Origin of the sequence: Brucella sp. NBRC 14130, assembly GCF_040371715.1 — a bacterium.
GTDB lineage: Bacteria > Pseudomonadota > Alphaproteobacteria > Rhizobiales > Rhizobiaceae > Brucella > Brucella intermedia.
The window spans coordinates 88,170-105,098 of the sequence record NZ_BAABTE010000012.1 but is presented as its reverse complement, the minus strand read 5'-3'; the positions used below and the strand labels follow the sequence as shown (position 1 = coordinate 105,098).

Sequence of the window (16,929 nt, the reverse complement as noted above, 5' to 3'; positions counted from 1 at the left end):
GACGCCATGCTGACACTTACTTCCCTTGGCGGCGCAGGCACCGTCACCGGCTCGAAACATCTGCTCACCAACGGCGACAAACGCATCCTGATCGACTGCGGTCTGTTTCAGGGCCTCAAGAACCTGCGCGAGCTGAACTGGGAACCGCTGCCGATCGACCCTTCGAGCATCGACGCCGTTATCCTGACGCACGCCCATCTTGACCATTCGGGCTACCTTCCCAAGCTTGTGCGCGACGGCTTCAAGGGAAAGATCTATGCGACGGCGGCAACGCGCGAGGTTGCAGAGCTCATCCTCAAGGACAGCGGCCACCTGCAGGAGAAGGACGCCGAATACGCCAACCGGAAGGGCTTCTCGAAACACAAGCCGGCGCTCGCGCTCTACGGCATCCGGGATGCCGAGCGCAGCCTCGAGTTCTTCTCGCCCGTGCCCTTCGACAAACCGGTCAAGCTCCCCTTCGGCGCGACGTTGACCTTCCGGCATGCCGGGCACATCCTGGGTGCCGCCACCGCCGAGATCGAATGGGGCGGACGCCGTGTCGCCTTCTCCGGCGATCTCGGCCGCTATGACGATCCGGTTCTTCCCGATCCGGCCCCTGTACCGGAGGCGGACTATGTGTTGATCGAATCGACCTACGGCAACCGCATGCACGATCCTGCCGATCCGACCGAAGCGCTCGGCGCCGTCGTCGAGCGAACAGTCGCGCGCGGCGGGACGGTCGTCGTTCCCGCCTTCGCCGTGGGTCGCGCGCAATCGCTCCTTTACCATCTCTGGAAGCTCAAAAGGACTGGGCGCCTGGCGAAGGTGCCTGTCTATCTCGACAGCCCGATGGCAATCGACGCCACCGACCTCCTCCACGCCCACCGTGGGGACCACCGCCTGACCCCGGAGCAATGTAGGGAGGTCTGCGCGATTGCGACCTACACCCGCGACGTCGACGGCTCGAAGGGCATCACGGCAAGCCCGTATCCCAAGGTGGTTATCTCGGCGAGTGGCATGGCCACCGGCGGGCGCGTGCTTCATCATCTGAAGGCGTTCGCGCCGCATGCACGCAATACGATCCTGTTCTCCGGTTTCCAGGCGGCCGGCACCCGCGGTCGTGCCATGCTGCAAGGCGCGCAGGAGACCAAGATCCATGGTGAATGGATTCCCGTTCGCGCCGCGGTCGAGGAACTGTCAATGCTGTCGGCGCATGCTGATTCCAGCGAGCTGATGCGGTGGTTGTCGGGCTTCCGCCGACCGCCGTCCCGGGTCTTCATCGTGCACGGCGAAGACGAAGGCTCCGAAGCGCTGCGCGTTCGCATTGACCGGGAGCTCGGATGGGATGCCGTCGTTCCCCGCCAGAACCAGAAGTTCGATCTATGACGTTCGCCGACACGACAATTCCCGCTCAACCGACCCTGCGGGCGAGGCGCATCCGCCTGCACACGCAGCATCAGGCCGTCGTCGTCATGCGCACTGATTGCCACGTCTGCCGGTCGGAGGGTTTGTCGGCGCGCTCACAAGTCCTTGTCTCCAACGGCAGCGGCGAGGTTCAGGCGACGCTGTTCCAGGTCGACGGTGATGGTCTAATCGCCCTCGACGAAGTCGGCCTCTCCGAAACCGCCTGGGAGCGGCTTGGCCTTGCCGACGGTGACGCGGTCAGGGTCAGCCATGCACCCGCGATCGACTCGCTGGCGAGCGTGCGTCAGCGCATCTACGGCAATCGGCTCGATTCGCGCGCCTTCGCAGAAATCCTGCGCGACGTGGTCGCCGGGCGTTACACGGAAGTCCACCTAGCCGCTTTCCTCACGGCCAGCGCCGCCCTCCCCCTCGACGAGAACGAAACTGCCGACCTGACCGGCGCCATGGTGGACGTCGGCGAGCGGATGCGCTGGGACGCGCCAATCGTGGTCGACAAGCATTGCGTCGGCGGCCTTCCCGGCAACAGGACAACCCCGATCGTGGTCGCGATCGTCGCCGCGAACGGCTTGCTCATGCCCAAGACCTCGTCACGCGCCATCACCTCTCCGGCCGGCACCGCCGACACGATGGAAACACTGGCGCCGGTGGAGCTCGACATCGCGACATTGAGGCGTGTCGTCGAACGCGAAGGCGGCTGCATCGCCTGGGGCGGCGCTGTGCATCTGAGCCCCGCCGACGACATTTTCGTCCGCGTCGAGCGCGAGCTCGACGTCGACACCGAAGGCCAGCTGGTCGCCTCCGTGCTGTCCAAAAAGATAGCGGCGGGGTCTACCCACGTCGTGATCGACATTCCCGTCGGGCCGACCGCCAAGGTGCGCGGTGAGAACGCGGCCGCTCAGCTCGGCCTGCGTCTCAACGCTGTTGCCTCACGGTTCGGGCTCGCCACGACTTGCATCCAGACGGACGGCTCGCAGCCCGTCGGTCGCGGCATCGGGCCGGCACTAGAAGCGCTGGACGTGCTCGCCGTATTGCAGAATGCAGCGGACGCCCCTGACGACCTGCGCCGCCGGGCGGCGACGCTGGCCGGTGCCGCACTCGAGATCGGCGGCAAGGCCGAACGGGGAGAAGGCGTCGTCCGCGCGCTCGAAACGCTCTCAAGCGGAAGGGCTTGGTCGAAGTTCGAGGCGATCTGCCAGGCGCAGGGCGGCCTTCGTGTGCCGCCGAAGGCGGCCTACGCCCATCCGTTGACGGCACCGCACGCCGGCCGGGTGGTCCATATCAACAACCGCAAACTCTCGCGGCTTGCCAAGCTCGCTGGCGCACCCGAATCGAAGGCGGCGGGCGTTCACATGGAGGTTCGGCTCGGCGACGACATCGATCGGGGCCAGCCGCTGCTTCATGTCCATGCCGAGACGACGGGCGAGCTGGCCTATGCGCTCGACTATGCCGCGCGCGCAGGCGACATCGTCGAGGTCGAGGCTTGAGATGGCGCCGCCCGGGAGGACGCCACCGGGGGAGTCCGCCCGACGAATTCCCGCTCGCCCATCGTCTGATGCATTGGACCGTGCTTGTCCTCTGCCTCGTACAGGTACCGACGGCCTGGGCCATCCAGCGCACGCATATGGCGCACCTGTTCATGAAACCGCGCCCCTTCGACCTGTTCCTGCATCAGGTCCATGCCTGGAGCGGCTGGGCAATCCTTGGTCTTGTACTGGCGCAACTGGTCATGCGCCTTGCCTATGGCAGACCGCCGCCTGCCCGAGGCATGTCGGTCGTCGAGCGCATCATTGCCGCCGTTATGCATGTCGCGCTCTACGCCGTCTTGATCGCGCTGCCGGTCACCGGCACGATCGCCATGTATGTCACGTTCCGGATTGCGCCGGTTCACAGCCTGCTGAGCTGGACGTTGCTCGTTCTTGTCCTCCTTCATGCCGCAGCGGCGCTCTGGCATCATTTCTGGCGCCGCGACGACGTCCTTTGGCGCATGATCCGGAAGCCGCGATGATGCCGACTTCGTTTCATGGCCGTCAGCCCGCGGGAAGCTGACAGTGGACCCGTTGATCGCCAGGTTGGGCTTGGCGCTCGCCATTGGCCTGCTGGTAGGTCTCGAGCGTGGCTGGCGCGAGCGCGACGCCCCGGATGGCGCGAGAACGGCCGGTATCCGCACCTATGCCATTACCGGTCTTCTTGGCGGCCTGTTCGCCGCGCTCGCCAAGAGCGTCGCGGCACCATCGGTGCTGATCGCAGGGCTTCTGGCCTTCACCGCGGTCTTTGCCTGGTACAAGAGCCGCGAAGCCATTCAGGATGCGGATTTCAGCGTGACCGGTGTTGTCGCGGCCCTGGGCGTGTTCGTGCTCGGAGCACTGGCGGTTGCGGGGGATCACCGCGCCGCTGCCGCCGGAGGCACCGCACTTGCCGTCCTCCTCGCCAGTCGCGATCTGCTGCATGGTCTTCTCAGGCGCCTCTCCTGGATCGAGTTGCGCGCCGCGCTGGTGCTGGCGGTGATGACGGCGATCATCCTGCCGCTCCTCCCTGCGCAGGCGATCGATCCGTGGGGCGGCTTCAATCCGCAACAGATCTGGCTCTTCACAGTGCTGACGGCTGCAATCTCGTTCCTCGGCTATATTGCCGTCCGCCTGTTCGGAACCACACGTGGAGTGCTGGTGGGCGGATTGGCGGGGGCAGTGGTATCATCGACGGCGGTGACGCTGGCGCTCGCGCGTACGGCAACCGCAGGCGGCAATCCTTGGCCGCTGGCCGGAGCCGCCACGCTCGCCGCCGCCGTCTCGGTGCTCCGTGTTGCCGGCATCGTCGCGATCGTCTCACCATCAGTGCTCGGCGTCGCAGGACTTGCCATTCTTGCCGCGGTTCTGACTTTCGTGATGTGCGGCGGGGTGTTTCTGTCGCGCGGTGCAGTTCCAACCGACGCTGGACAAATGCCACGCAACCCCTTCGAATTGTGGGCACTGCTGGCCTTTGCGATCCTCTTTGCTGTGGTTTCGACCATAAGTGCTGCAGTTTCGGTCGGGAACACTGGTGGCATGGTGGTCACGTCGGCGATCACCGGCACCTTCGATATCGACGTTGCCGTGCTGAGCGCATTGCGGCTCCTTGGTGTCTCGGCAGACAGAGAGACTGTGGGGCACGCCGTGCTGCTCGCCCTGACAACGAACGCGGCTGGACGGTTGGTTGTCGCGGCCGGGACGGGGCCGGTGCGTTTTTGGCTCCCGATCGCGGTCGCCACCATTACGGCAGTCGGCTTGGGCTTCCTCGTCTTCGCGACACTTCCGCATTTCGACTGGCCTGGTACGCCGTCGTGATTGGTCTCATCATGACGACAACACTATCTGGCTGGAACGGCTTTGCAGCATCGGATTGGCATTGATCCCGATCAAACAGGAAAACTTCCTGATGCGCTAGAGTTGAATCGAGGTGATTTGATGTGGCTCTGGTGGCGAACATTTGCGAACGATTGAGAACGGCTGTCGTGGCCGCGTTGGTATTCGCCTTTCTGACGGCGTCCTTGACGACTGCCCACACCTTGCCGTGTCCAGACCCGGCCAATACTCAAACCGTTTCGGCAAGCGCCAACGTGGACGGCGTTCTCGTGCATGCAGGTTATCATGGTAGCGGCAAGAGGACCGACAGAAGCCTCGATCAGTGCTGCCAAAAATACTGCCTCAAGTGCTTCAGCCTTGTGCCGCCTGCCGCCCTCTTCGATGGTGCCCCCGTGGTGAGGGATCATGCATTGCCGATCGAGACCCAATCGGCCGGCATTTCTGTCCATCCTTCCCACGGGCCTCCCCGAAGCTGATCTGACCGAAACGACCCGATCGCGCATTGCGTCGCCGACCAGCGTCCGAAAGACGCACCGATCAGCTTGCCTGCCGATGCAGGCCACATCAGGAGTGAACCATGAACAGACGTCGTTTTCTCACAACGATCATGACCGGGACCGCCGCCGTCGGCGCGGCTTCCGTCATCCGCCCCTTCGGCGCCCTGCCTCAGGCCTCGGCCGCCGCGCCACCGCTCAGGCTCGGAATTGCCAGCCGCACGATCGAGGTCAACGGCAAGGCAGCACGCGTGTTCGGATTGATGCAGCCTGACGGCAAGCAAGGGATCCAACTGGACGCTGGATCGAGTTTCGATGTCGAGCTTGCAAACGTGATCGATGAACCGACCATGATCCACTGGCACGGCCTGACGCCGCCCTGGAAGATGGACGGCGTGCCGGACAATCCGATGGCCCTAATCAAGGCAGGCGAGGTCGTGCGCTATACCTTCCCTGTCGGTGCCGGCGGCACGCACTGGATGCACGCGCACACGCTTCAGGAGCAGAACCTGCTTGCCGCGCCACTTGTCGTCCGCACCGCGGCCGACAGGGAACGGGATGAACAGAACGTCGTCATCCTCCTGCACGACTTTTCCTTTACGCCGGCCGAGGAACTGCTGGCCAGGCTCAAGAGCGGACAAGCCCACGACGCCCGGTCGAGTGTACCTGCGACAGGGCAAGGGAAAATGGCCGGAATGCCGATGATGGATCATTCCGCCATGGGGCACGGCAATATGGAGATGGATGGCATGAACAAGGGCGGCATGCCCGGAATGGACATGGGCACAATGGGGGCCATGGACCTCAACGACATCGATTATGATGCCTACCTGGCCAACGATCGAACGCTCGACGATCCCGAAGTCGTGCAAGTGGAAAAAGGCGGCCGCGTCCGCCTGCGCATTATCAATGGCGCGACTGCCACAGCCTTCACCATCGACACCGGCGTCGTGCAGGGAACGCTCGTTGCTGTCGACGGCCAGGAGGTCGAACCGGTCGACGGCAAAACATTCCCGATCAGCATGGGTCAACGCCTCGATATCCGCTTGGAACTGCCTCAAGGAGCCGGAACCTATCCTGTTCTGGCCCTGCGGGAAGGGGCAATGGAACGCACGGGCGTGATCCTCGCCACAGCCGGAGCCCCCATCCAGCGTATCGCTTCCATTGCCGAGGCCGACGGTCCGATCGTGGGCAATTCCCTCGAGCAGCGCCTGCGGGCCGTAAGGCCGCTGGCCGTTCGTCCGGCAGACAGACGTTTCGAGATCGCCCTGACCGGCCAGATGCAAAGCTATGTATGGGGCATGGACGGCGCCTCGGATATGCGCACGCGTCAAGGGGAGCGGATAGAGATCACGATGCGCAACGCATCCATGATGGCGCATCCGATGCACCTGCACGGTCATCATTTCCAGGTAACCAACGTGAACGGCACCGCAATCTCCGGGGCCGTGCGCGATACGGCGCTAGTGCCACCCGGCGAAACCCTGACCTTCGTCTTCGATGCCAGCAATCCGGGCAAGTGGCCGCTGCACTGCCATCACCTCTACCACATGGCGACCGGCATGATGGCCTACGTCACCTATGAGGATCTTGGCTAGAACCTGTCGTTGCCTGGTGCCGGAATCCGAGCCGGCACCACGACGACTGTGCATCCTTAACCTCGATCAAAGATGCAGCCGCCGAGCGCTGGCATACAAAATGGTGCTCTTTCCTCTTAAGGCGGCGGGAAGCGGCGCGATCGAACTTTCGTTTCTAAGGATTTCTGGAATGACACAGCACAGTTCCATCCGGGTTGCCGTGAACGGCTATGGCGTAATCGGCAAGCGGGTGGCCGACGCCGTGCGTCTTCAGGCTGATATGGAACTCGTCGGTGTCTGCGACATCGCGAGCGACTGGCGCCTGCGCCCGCTTGAAGAGAAGGCGATTCCGCTCTACGCGGCGTCCGATGAGACGGCTGGCCCGATGAGGGCATCCGGCTTGTCGGTCGCCGGTACGCTCGATGCGCTGCTCCAGACCGCGGACATCGTCGTCGACTGCACACCCAAGCGCGTCGCCGCAACCAACGTCGAGCGGTACCGGGCCCGCGGCATCAAGTTCATCGTCCATGGCGGCGAGAAACACGCCGTGACCGGACACTCTTTCGTCGCAGAAAGCTCCTTTGCGAGCGCGATCGGCCGCCAGTCGACGCGCGTTGTGTCCTGCAACACGACCTCCATCGTTCGCACGCTTTCCGTCTTGAAGCGGGCCGGCCTGCTCAAACGCGCGCGCGGCACGCTGCTGAGGCGCGCCACCGATCCGTGGGAAAGCCATGAAGGCGGGATCATGAACACGCTTGTGCCCGAGCCCGAGATCCCGAGTCATCAGGGACCAGACGCCCAGAGCGTCGACCCCGACCTCGACGTGGTGACCATGGCCGTCAAGGTTCCCGAGACGCTGGCGCATCTCCATTATTGGTCCGTCCAGATGACCCGGGCGGCCGAGAAGGAGGAGGTGCTCGGGGCTTTCGGCGCTTCGTCGCGGATCGCGCTGATCCGAACCACGGACGGGCTCACCGCGATCAATACCGTGAAGGAGCTGATGGCCGACCTCGGCCGGCCGCACGACAATCTCTACGAGGTGGCGCTCTGGGAAGACATGCTGCGCACGGAAGGCGACGAGCTGTTCTACGCCTACATGGTCGACAACCAGGCGATCGTCATTCCCGAGACGATCGATGCCATCCGCGCCTTGACCGGCCTCGCATCGGGTGCCGACTCTTCAATCGCGCTGACGAACGCGTCGCTCGGCATCCGGCAGCGGTTGTTCTAACGCGATGCGCGGCGGCCGCCTATAACCGGGGTAAAGCGCGTGAGCTCGCGGTTGTTCAGGATCGTCGCCGCCGCAGTCTCATTGACTCTGCTCTATCTAGCCGAGCGGCGCCGCGGCGTCGCCGCCGATGCCTCGGCCCTGCCAGTTCGCCTACGCCAGACGCTCGATGAGCTCGGCGGAACCTTCATCAAGATCGGTCAGGCCCTCAGCATGCGGCCCGACCTGTTCCCGGAGGACTATCTCAGGCAACTGCGCGACCTGCGCGAGCGTGCCCGGCCATTTTCCTCGACAGAGGCCAGGGCGGAACTTGAGCGCGCCTTGCGCCGGCCGGTCGAACAGGTGTTCCAGACATTCGACAGCGAACCTTTCGCAGCCGCTTCGATCGCCCAGGTCCATCGCGCCACCCTGCCCGACGGCCAGGAGGTGATCGTCAAGATAAGGCGCCCGCACATGCGGGAGCGGATCGACAGCGACATGCGGATACTCGTTGCCGTTGCCCGGATCGCCGGCGCGGCGATCCCGAGCTTCCGCCGCCTGCAGCCCGAGCGCCTCGCCCGCGAAATGTGGGCCAATCTCCGGCGCGAGACTGACCTTCTCCAGGAAGCGCGAAACATTCGACGATTTTCTGATGCCTACAGGCAGCGCACCGACGTCTACGTGCCGGAAGCATTCGAAACGCTATCAAGCGAAGCAATCCTCGTCCAGGTCATGAGCCATGGCCGATCGATCGAGGATTCGGCCATATCGCAGGACGGTTCGCGGATCGCGGGCGTCCTGGTCGATTTCTATCTTGAGCAACTGCTGACGACCGGTCTGTTTCATGGCGATCCGCATCCCGGCAATCTCTTCGTTATGGAGGACGGCCGGATCTGCTTTCACGATTTCGGGCTCGTGGGCCATCTTGACCACACGACACGGCGCAATCTCGGGATCTTTCTCCAGGCGTTCGTTCACCAGGACGCCGGATGGATGCTCGACGCGGCCATCGCTCTTTCGCTGATCGACCGGCAGGCGGAACGCACGGCATTCGTGCAGGGTATCGAAGAAATCCTCAGCGACTATTCCTCGCTGCCGCTGAAGGACTGGTCTATCGCCGATGCTTTCCTCAGGGTGATGCGGCTCGGTGACGGCGCCCACGTCGTCGTTCCCTATAACCTCATGGTTTTCGTCAGGGCGCTTTTTCTGATTGAGGGCTGCCTGCGCCGGCTCGATCCCAACTTCAATGTGCTGGCTACGATCATTGCCAAAGGCGAGGCCGCGTTGGCGCACACGCTGGGCGGCAGGCCTGACCCGGCAGCCATGGCGCGTCTCAAAACCGAGCTGGCGCTCTCCGCAGAGGACCTGCCCTCGCTGTTGGCCTCCTGGCTTCATCGCGCCCATCAGGACGGCGGAGACCTAGCCCTTGGTGTGCGTGTCCATCAATCGGACGAAACCGAGCGGCGGCTCGACCGCCGGGCGGCTCTCGCGGCGCTGGCGCTTCTGTCGGCTGGAATGCTGGTCACGTCCGCGCTGTTGGCGCAAGCGCATATTGGACCTGAGGTGATAGGGCTGCCCGTCACGGCCCTGATCGGATTTATCGTGGCGATCTGGATCTGCATGCGCGTCCTGCGGTGGATTAACATACTGTGGCGACGATGAGCGCTGCGTCGGTGCGGGCGCACCTGCACCGCCGCGCGCAGCGGACGGGCGGAGATCACAGGACCGTGGAAGCCGAAGATCCTGGGATCGAACGAACGCTGCTACTCCACTCCTCAACCTTCGCGGAAAACATAGGCACACGGGACGACGGCGATGGCGCTTATTGGGAACGAAGCCTGGGCGATCGCCTACTTGGTAGTGGAATGGACAATCCGCATTGTCATGGTTTTTGTCGTGCCCTTTCGACGTTCGCCCGACGCCGCGCGCAGCTGGCTGCTGCTAATATTTTTCCTGCCCCTTCCTGCACTTGCGGTCTATCTTGTTATCGGCAGACCGACCTATCCCCGCTGGCGCAGGGAACGCTTCGCCAGATTGCCGGAGGTCCTGGTCGCGGCATCGAAAGAGATTGCCCATTCTCACTTCTGCCGCCGTCCCGACTTGCCAGGCTCGCTGGCGGGACCGGCGCTCCTGATTGAAACCCTCGGCCAGTTCCCCGCGCTTTCTGGCAACAACGTCGAACTTCTTTCCAATTATGAGGGTGTTATCGACCGCATGGTCGTCGACATCGATCATGCGGAACGAACTGTCCATCTCCTGTTCTACATATTCGCAGACGACCGGACGGGTCTGCGCGTAATAGAAGCATTGGAACGGGCGGTCCTGCGAGGTGTCACATGCAGGGTACTGATTGATGCCATCGGGTCCCGGCAATGGCGGCACCAGGTGACGAGGCTGCTAACCCGAGCAGGTGTGGACGTTCAATTCGCTCTGAAGGTGGGGATCTTTCGGCACAGATCGGCGCGTGCCGACCTGCGTAATCACCGTAAGGTTGCCGTCATAGACAGCCGCATCGGCTATATCGGCTCCCAGAACATAACAAACGCCCTATCTGCCTCCAACATCGCAAACGAGGAGTTGGTCGCACGAGTTGTCGGCCCGATCACGACAGAGCTGCAAGCCGTCTTTGTCGCCGACTGGTTCATGGAAACGGAGGAGGAACTGGCGGTATCCGCCCTTTTTCCACACCATCATCCCGATGCCGGGGCCGTTGCACAGGTCCTTCCAAGCGGTCCTGACTACCCGAACGCAGGGATTGGCAATGTAATTGCGGCTCTGGTTCACGGCGCAAGCAAGCGTGTCGTGATCACGACGCCCTACTTCGTCCCGGACGAACCTCTCCTTCAAGCACTCAAAACCGCCGTGCTGCGTGGGGTGGAGGTGCGTTTGCTGGTCTCGCGTCTCACGGATCACATCCTGGTGAAATTGGCGCAGCAATCCTACTACTCCGAACTCCTCCAGGCCGGTGTCCAAGTGCATCTCTATGAGGAGGTCTTTCTGCACGCCAAGCATATGATGTTTGATGATGAGATCTCGCTGCTGGGTTCCAGCAATGTCGACATCCGCTCTTTTGTCCTCAACGCCGAGGTAAGCCTTATCGTTTTTGACAAGGGTGTCACGGAACAGTTGCGCCGTGAGCAAGTGCGCTGCTTCGACAACACCGCGACGCTCACGCTCGACGGTTGGGAAAAACGTCCAATGATCCACAAGATTGGCGAGAACCTGGCGCGGCTGGCGAGCCCTCTCCTGTGAACAGCATCAGCGGCTTCCAAATGGAGCAATCGAACGCAACGCGATGCCCCACTTCGGCTGCGGGTGCATATGGGCGTATTCGTCGTGCGGATCTTGCTCTACGCTCGCACTTGGCACGGCAAACGCCGGCAATGCGACCGTACAGCGATCACGCCAGTGCGGGCCTGGCTCGTCTGCGCCACATCAGCGCCAGGAGATAGAGGGAGATCACCGCACCGCCGAAGCAGAACACCGAGATATAGGCGTAGGAGAAGAACGCATAGGTGATGACGAGGACGCCGGCGACGAGCAGGCCGAAAATCTTGATCTCCCAGCCTCGCACCAGCAGGAAGGGCACGATGACGACAGCGACGTAGATCGCGTAGGTCACGGTCCGGGAGACGAGCCCGTCGAGCAGATTGATGTCCTGATAGCGAACTGCCCAACGCAGGAAGGTCGTTGCCAGCCAGCCGTCATGGACAAAGTACGGAATGAACTGCAGGCCGCCCAGCATCGCGCCCGCGATGACGAACAAAAGGATGAGGTTCCGGCGCCCACCGCCCTCCAGGAAGTAGGCCGACAGAGGTACCCAGATCGGCCAGGCAATCCAGGTGAAGAACATGTAGAGCAAGGAATACTGGCCGACGCGATGCGTGTTGCCTGCGTGGCCCTCGATCCAGATCAAACCCTCCACCAGTTGCTGCAGACCGAACAGAAGCGGAAGGGTTGCGATCATCAGATAGCGGCGATCTGCCCGCCAGGCCGACGCGCCCGCCACCGCGCCGCCCGGGATGAGGACGGCGGCGGCACCCAGACTGACCTCCGCGGAAAGGCACATCTCAGGCTACCCCTACCAGATTGACCGGGCGACCGGCCGCAAAGCCTTCGATGTTGGCAAGGGTGGTGTCGATGATACGTCGCAGCGCCGCGTCGGTGTTGTAGGCGTTGTGCGGCGTGACCAGAACGTTCGGAAAGCGCAGCAGCACGTGGTTGGCGACAAGCGCCTTGAGATCGACCGTATCGACCGCCATGTTCTGGCGGAAGATCTCGGCCTCCTCACGGATCAGCGGCTCCTGCGGCAGCACGTCGAGACCGGCCGCGCGCAACTTGCCGCTTGCCAGCGCCCGCACCAGCGCCTCCGTGTCGACCACATTGCCGCGCGCGGTATTGATGAGGATGGCGCCGTCCTTCATAACGTCGAACTGCCGTTCGCCGATCATCCCGACGGTGTCCGGTGATGATGGTACATGCAACGTCACCACATCGGCCTGCGCCAGGACCTCGTCGAGCGCGCCATAGGTGAAGCCCAGCCGTGTCGCGGCGGCAGCGTCCTCGACCTGATCGAAGGCGAGGACCTTCATGCCGAAGCCATGCGCGATCTCGATCGTGCGGCGGCCGATGCGCCCTGTTCCAACAACCGCAATGACCTTGTCCCGCAACTCAAGACCACGCATGCCGGCCATCGAGAAACCGCCGCGGCGGGTCAGCGCGACACTCTCGACGATGTTGCGCGCAAGCGCCAGCAGCAGCGCGAAGGCGTGCTCGGCGACCGTCGCATCCCCGTAATCCGGCACATTGGCAACGGCGATACTTCGCTCTCGACAGGCGGTCAGGTCGATATGATCGTATCCCGCCGAACGGGTCGCGATGAGTTTCAGATCGGGCAATCGATCGATGATGCCGGAATCAAGGCGGGACGCCACGAAAGGGCTGATCACCTCCGCGTCCTCGAATTCGCCGACCGTGGTGATATTCAGCGGAGCCGTCGTGCAGCGGACGTCGTGCCGGCGCATCAGTTTTGCGCAGGCTTTCTTCTCCCAATCCTCCGCTTCGAACAGAACAACCCTCATCGAGGCTCCTTCTCCACTGTCAAATCATCCTTAAACCCCGATCCCACGACACTGTCGACCACCATCCGCACGACGTCGATTTCCTCCTGCGAGCGCATGGTCCCTGCGACGTGCACCCGACCCGCGGCGACATGGAGTTCCGGCTGTCGGCGCAGCACGGCGCCCGCCTCCTCGAGGCGGGCGCGCAGAGCCCGCGAGACCGCCGCATCGCCCCTGATCTCCGCATCCGGTCCGCCCGCCGAAATGACCTTGAGCAGGTCCGCCCTGCTGACGATGCCCACCAGCCGCGCGTCGCGCAGCACCGGCAGACGCTTGATCCGGTTGAGGCCGAGCAGCATCGCCACTTGCGACAGCGGGGCATCCTCGTCGATGGACAAAACCGGGGCCGACATCAGCGCACCGACCTTCCAGCTGCGGCTCTTGACGTAGGCCCGCGCACGCTCTTGCACTCCGCCGTCACCGAGAGGTGTGCCGAGCTCGGAGCGCCGCAGCAGGTCGCCTTCCGTGACCATGCCGATCAAGGCTTGTGCGTCGTCGAGCACCGGCAGGCCGCTGACATGTTCGGTGAGCATGATCTGCGCGGCGTGCCAGACGCTGTGCTCCGGGCTGATGGTGGCCAATCGCGTCGACATCACATCTTGCACACGCATCCTCGTCCCTCGTCAACGCAAATAGGCTTCGGTGACGTAGCGGCGCATCATCCGATGAGAATTGAAGGACGACCCGATCTTGCTGATGGCTTGCTTCATCATCCAGATCCAGCGTCCCCGGTCACCGTGATAGAGGGGAAGCACCACAGCCCGCAGCTTGTCATAGAGCGCTCCCGCATCGCTCGCCTCGGCACCATTGCTGGGGATCGACCAGCCCGTCACACTCTCGACACAGCCCTCGATCCACCAACCATCGAGGACGCTCAGGTTGAGCGCGCCGTTGAGGGCGGCCTTCATGCCGCTCGTGCCGGATGCTTCGAGCGGCGGCAGCGGCGTGTTCAACCAGACATCGCAACCGGCGACCAACGCGGCGGCAACGTCGAGATTGTACCCAGGCATGAATACCGCCGGGATCGTGCCTTCAAGTGCATCGATATGCGCCCCCAGCGCGCGTATCGCTTCCTGCCCGCCGCCATCGTTCGGATGCGCAAGGCCGGCCAGGACGATCTGGAAAGGTTGAGCGTTCGCGATCTCGCGCAAGCGCTCCATGTCGGAGAAGATGAGCTCGGGCCGCTTATAGGCGGTCATGCGCCGCGCATATCCGATCAGCGGCAGGTCGGGACGCAATTGCCTCCCCGTCGCCTGCGCGATCCGTGCCAGCAGATCATGCTTTGCGTCCCCGTGTGCCGACCACAAGGCGTTGTCGCCGATCTGATCGGCGAAGGCGAGGACCTCGGGCTCGTGCGCCCAGTTTGAGAATTGCTGCTCGAACAGTCTGGCAATGGCGCCATGCGTCCATCGATGGACATGAACGCCATTGGTGATCGAGGCGATCGTATAGCCTGGGAAGAGTTTGCGCGTCGTCTCCGCGTGCCGGCGGGCGACACCGTTGACATAGCCGCTGAGATTCAGCGCCAGATGCGTCATATTGAGCTGATCGGCGCCGGCGAGGTGCGCCAGGATATCGCGTTCAATGTAGTCGCCGAGCACGCGCTCAACGAGGTCATAGTCGAATTTGTCGAACCCGGCTTCCACAGGCGTGTGCGTCGTGAACACGCAGCGCTCGCGAACCGCCGAGACGTCGTAGCTGTCGATCGGATCGGACGCGTGAACGCCGTCTGGCCGCCGCGTTCCTTTTAGAAGGGGCAGGGTTAGCAGCGCTGCATGGCCTTCGTTGAGGTGATATTTCTCGATGCGGAAGCCGAGCGCACGCAGCACGCTCTGGCCGCCGACGCCGAGCACGATCTCCTGCTTCAGCCGATAGGCCTGGTCCCCACCATAAAGCGCATCGGTGATCCGGCGATCCTCCACGGCGTTCTCCGCGAGATCCGTGTCGAGCAGCAGCACCGGGATGACATGCCCCAGCTGGCATTCCAGCGCATAGAGCCAGGGGCGCACCCACACCGCACGTCCCTCGATTGACACAGCTACCATCTGCGGCAAGGCGGTCGCAAAGTCTTGGGGCGACCACGGATCAGCATGGCTGACCTGCGCATGACTGTTGTCGATCTCCTGCCGCGCATAACCCTGGCGGCTCACGAGCGTAACGAACACCATTGGTAGATCGAGATCAGCCGCCGAGCGCGCCGAGTCCCCGGCGAGCACACCCAGCCCGCCGCTGTAAGTATGCATCTCGGCGCGAAGCGCGATCTCCATCGAGAAATACGCAAAGCGCGTCCGCTGAACAGCCCGATCCAGAAAATCCAAGAGTACCCTCCCGGTGTGAGGAAGCCCGCTTGTCGGCGTCACTCGCGCGATCGACGGATTATTTCTTCTTCTTGGCAGAATCTGCGACCTCATCCGTCGCTTCGGGCTCGGCGCCCTCCCCCACGATCTCGGCTTCGGCGCGCAGCCAGTGCTCTAGGTCGTGACCTTTCGGACAACCCTCACGCACCCAGATTTCATAAGCTCGCAGCTCGATCTTGGGTCGAACAACGTCCTTCTCCAGAGTGGCCTGCGCTTCTGACATGATAGTGCTCCTTCTTCGATGTCGGACCTCTTTTTGCGCCTGGCAGTGTGAGCCCGAGTTGGACAGCAATCGTTGATGGAGGTTAAAGATGACGTACTGGCCCCCAACTCCTTAACTCCAATGCTGTGTTATTCACTGAAGGTATGAAATTAGGCTTGGACATCGGGAGCGCCATGCATAGAGCAGCTAGAAGATGATGATTAGTGTAACCGGCACGACGATCTTGATGCGTGCTTCGGCACGTTGCAGATATTCGAACTGGCCGTTCCACCCGATGGTGTAGCCGGGCGGCAGTGTCACCTGCTCCGCAACAGCCCTTCGGGCATCGGCGACATAGCCGCCGAGATCACGGCCTCTGACGTCGACGCAGACATAGTTCGCAAGCTGGCCGTTCTCGGTGCTGATCGAGGTGGCACCGCGCCTGAGCTCGACCTTGCTCCGAACTGTGTCGATCGGGAGCGACATGTCCGTTCCCGATCAAAGCGGTGATGGCGTAGCTCCTCTGGCCACCGAAGCCCTCCACATTGATGGGCGAGAAGTCGAACCGGACCCGTCCAGGCTGGCCTTTTGGCGAACCGCGCAGGGTAGCCTCGTCGTTCCCGACACCTTAATCGAGATTAAAGACTCCGCCAGACGGGCATTGCTATCTCAACAACAGTTGCCTCGCGGTCGGCTTACGGGCGGTGGCGCAAACCATGCACCTACCGAGCCCACGCGCGATACTGGAGGAGCAATATGACCAGAACTCAGATAGGCAAACGCGGTAACGCTCGCCGTTCAAAGCTTACAGCGAGCAGCGCCGCCCTCTACGGCTTTCGCGCTATCGCCGCCTTTTACCTGATCACGGAGCGTCGTGCTCACACTCTGGGCTGGTTGCCTTGGCTTCTCATTTTGAGTTGTCCGGTACTCCATATCTTTATGCATCGGAAGCATGGCGCACATGGACATAATCATCACGAAAGGCGTGCCGACCAAGACAGCCCCTGGCCTCCAATGGATCAGCTTCAGGTAGCGAGAGCGAAGCATGACCAACGGCACTTCGAATCGCGACATGCCAGATCCGAAACCCGTTACTCGCTGCGCGGCTCGTCGCTGCACGGATACGAGCGAACGAGGGGCGAGGGTGATCGACGCGGGTATCGGACAGCTTGGACCCGAACAGTGGCGCGAGCCGTTGGATTTGGCATCTCCTGATTTTAACGGCCTAGC

At 62.9% G+C, this 16,929-nt stretch carries 14 protein-coding genes and 1 pseudogene; 9 read left to right on the top strand and 6 right to left on the bottom strand.

The window, feature by feature from the left end; genetic code table 11:
- The first annotated feature begins 6 nt into the window (after positions 1–6).
- The 8 genes from ABWW28_RS21145 to cls all read left to right on the top strand — a co-directional run bounded on the left by ABWW28_RS21145 (position 7) and on the right by cls (position 11,272).
- Entirely contained in the window at positions 7–1,365 is a 1,359-nt protein-coding gene (locus ABWW28_RS21145) for an MBL fold metallo-hydrolase RNA specificity domain-containing protein (RefSeq protein ID WP_097137463.1), read from the top strand.
- Complete coding sequence (locus ABWW28_RS21140) at positions 1,362–2,888, top strand: thymidine phosphorylase family protein (RefSeq protein WP_097136869.1); 1,527 nt, start codon at positions 1,362–1,364, stop codon at positions 2,886–2,888. Before ABWW28_RS21145 ends, ABWW28_RS21140 begins: the two co-directional genes overlap by 4 nt.
- Complete coding sequence (locus ABWW28_RS21135) at positions 2,885–3,409, top strand: cytochrome b (RefSeq protein WP_151683189.1); 525 nt, start codon at positions 2,885–2,887, stop codon at positions 3,407–3,409. Before ABWW28_RS21140 ends, ABWW28_RS21135 begins: the two co-directional genes overlap by 4 nt.
- Before the next feature lie 43 nt (positions 3,410–3,452).
- Positions 3,453–4,724 carry an MgtC/SapB family protein gene (locus ABWW28_RS21130; RefSeq protein ID WP_077546184.1) on the top strand — a complete coding sequence of 424 codons (1,272 nt, stop codon included), beginning with the start codon at positions 3,453–3,455 and terminating at the stop codon, positions 4,722–4,724.
- A 595-nt stretch (positions 4,725–5,319) separates the two neighbouring features.
- Positions 5,320–6,834, top strand: a complete 1,515-nt coding sequence (locus tag ABWW28_RS21125; protein WP_097136865.1) for a multicopper oxidase family protein — start codon at positions 5,320–5,322, stop codon at positions 6,832–6,834.
- 169 nt (positions 6,835–7,003) lie between these two features.
- Positions 7,004–8,044: a type II glyceraldehyde-3-phosphate dehydrogenase gene (locus tag ABWW28_RS21120; RefSeq protein WP_077546182.1), complete on the top strand. Its 1,041-nt coding sequence runs from the start codon at positions 7,004–7,006 to the stop codon at positions 8,042–8,044.
- 39 nt (positions 8,045–8,083) lie between these two features.
- On the top strand, positions 8,084–9,682 hold the full coding sequence (locus ABWW28_RS21115; RefSeq protein WP_141402010.1) for an ABC1 kinase family protein: 1,599 nt from the start codon (positions 8,084–8,086) through the stop codon (positions 9,680–9,682).
- 153 nt (positions 9,683–9,835) lie between these two features.
- Positions 9,836–11,272: a cardiolipin synthase gene (gene cls, locus ABWW28_RS21110; RefSeq protein WP_097136861.1), complete on the top strand. Its 1,437-nt coding sequence runs from the start codon at positions 9,836–9,838 to the stop codon at positions 11,270–11,272.
- 148 nt (positions 11,273–11,420) lie between these two features.
- Here cls and ABWW28_RS21105 read toward each other — a convergent pair whose 3' ends face one another.
- The 6 genes and pseudogenes from ABWW28_RS21105 to ABWW28_RS21080 all read right to left on the bottom strand — a co-directional run.
- A complete protein-coding gene (locus tag ABWW28_RS21105; protein ID WP_077546179.1) occupies positions 11,421–12,089 on the bottom strand; it encodes a DUF6629 family protein in 669 nt (222 codons plus the stop codon).
- A gap of 1 nt (position 12,090) precedes the next feature.
- Entirely contained in the window at positions 12,091–13,101 is a 1,011-nt protein-coding gene (locus ABWW28_RS21100) for a hydroxyacid dehydrogenase (RefSeq protein WP_050747022.1), read from the bottom strand.
- Positions 13,098–13,751, bottom strand: coding sequence for a CBS domain-containing protein (locus ABWW28_RS21095; protein WP_077546178.1), 654 nt, complete (start codon positions 13,749–13,751; stop codon positions 13,098–13,100). Before ABWW28_RS21095 ends, ABWW28_RS21100 begins: the two co-directional genes overlap by 4 nt.
- A gap of 12 nt (positions 13,752–13,763) precedes the next feature.
- The gene (gene glgP / locus ABWW28_RS21090; RefSeq protein WP_197284066.1) at positions 13,764–15,458 is read right to left on the bottom strand and encodes an alpha-glucan family phosphorylase; all 1,695 of its coding nucleotides are present in this window, start codon (positions 15,456–15,458) and stop codon (positions 13,764–13,766) included.
- Positions 15,459–15,516: 58 nt separating this feature from the next.
- The gene (locus ABWW28_RS21085) at positions 15,517–15,720 is read right to left on the bottom strand and encodes a DUF2934 domain-containing protein (protein ID WP_050747024.1); all 204 of its coding nucleotides are present in this window, start codon (positions 15,718–15,720) and stop codon (positions 15,517–15,519) included.
- Positions 15,721–15,909: 189 nt separating this feature from the next.
- Positions 15,910–16,158 (bottom strand): annotated as a pseudogene (locus ABWW28_RS21080) (efflux RND transporter permease subunit); the annotation flags it as partial.
- Between the two features lie 297 nt (positions 16,159–16,455).
- Between ABWW28_RS21080 and ABWW28_RS27630 the strand changes: the two are divergent.
- On the top strand, positions 16,456–16,914 hold the full coding sequence (locus tag ABWW28_RS27630; RefSeq protein WP_454623285.1) for a DUF2933 domain-containing protein: 459 nt from the start codon (positions 16,456–16,458) through the stop codon (positions 16,912–16,914).
- Positions 16,915–16,929: the final 15 nt, after the last annotated feature.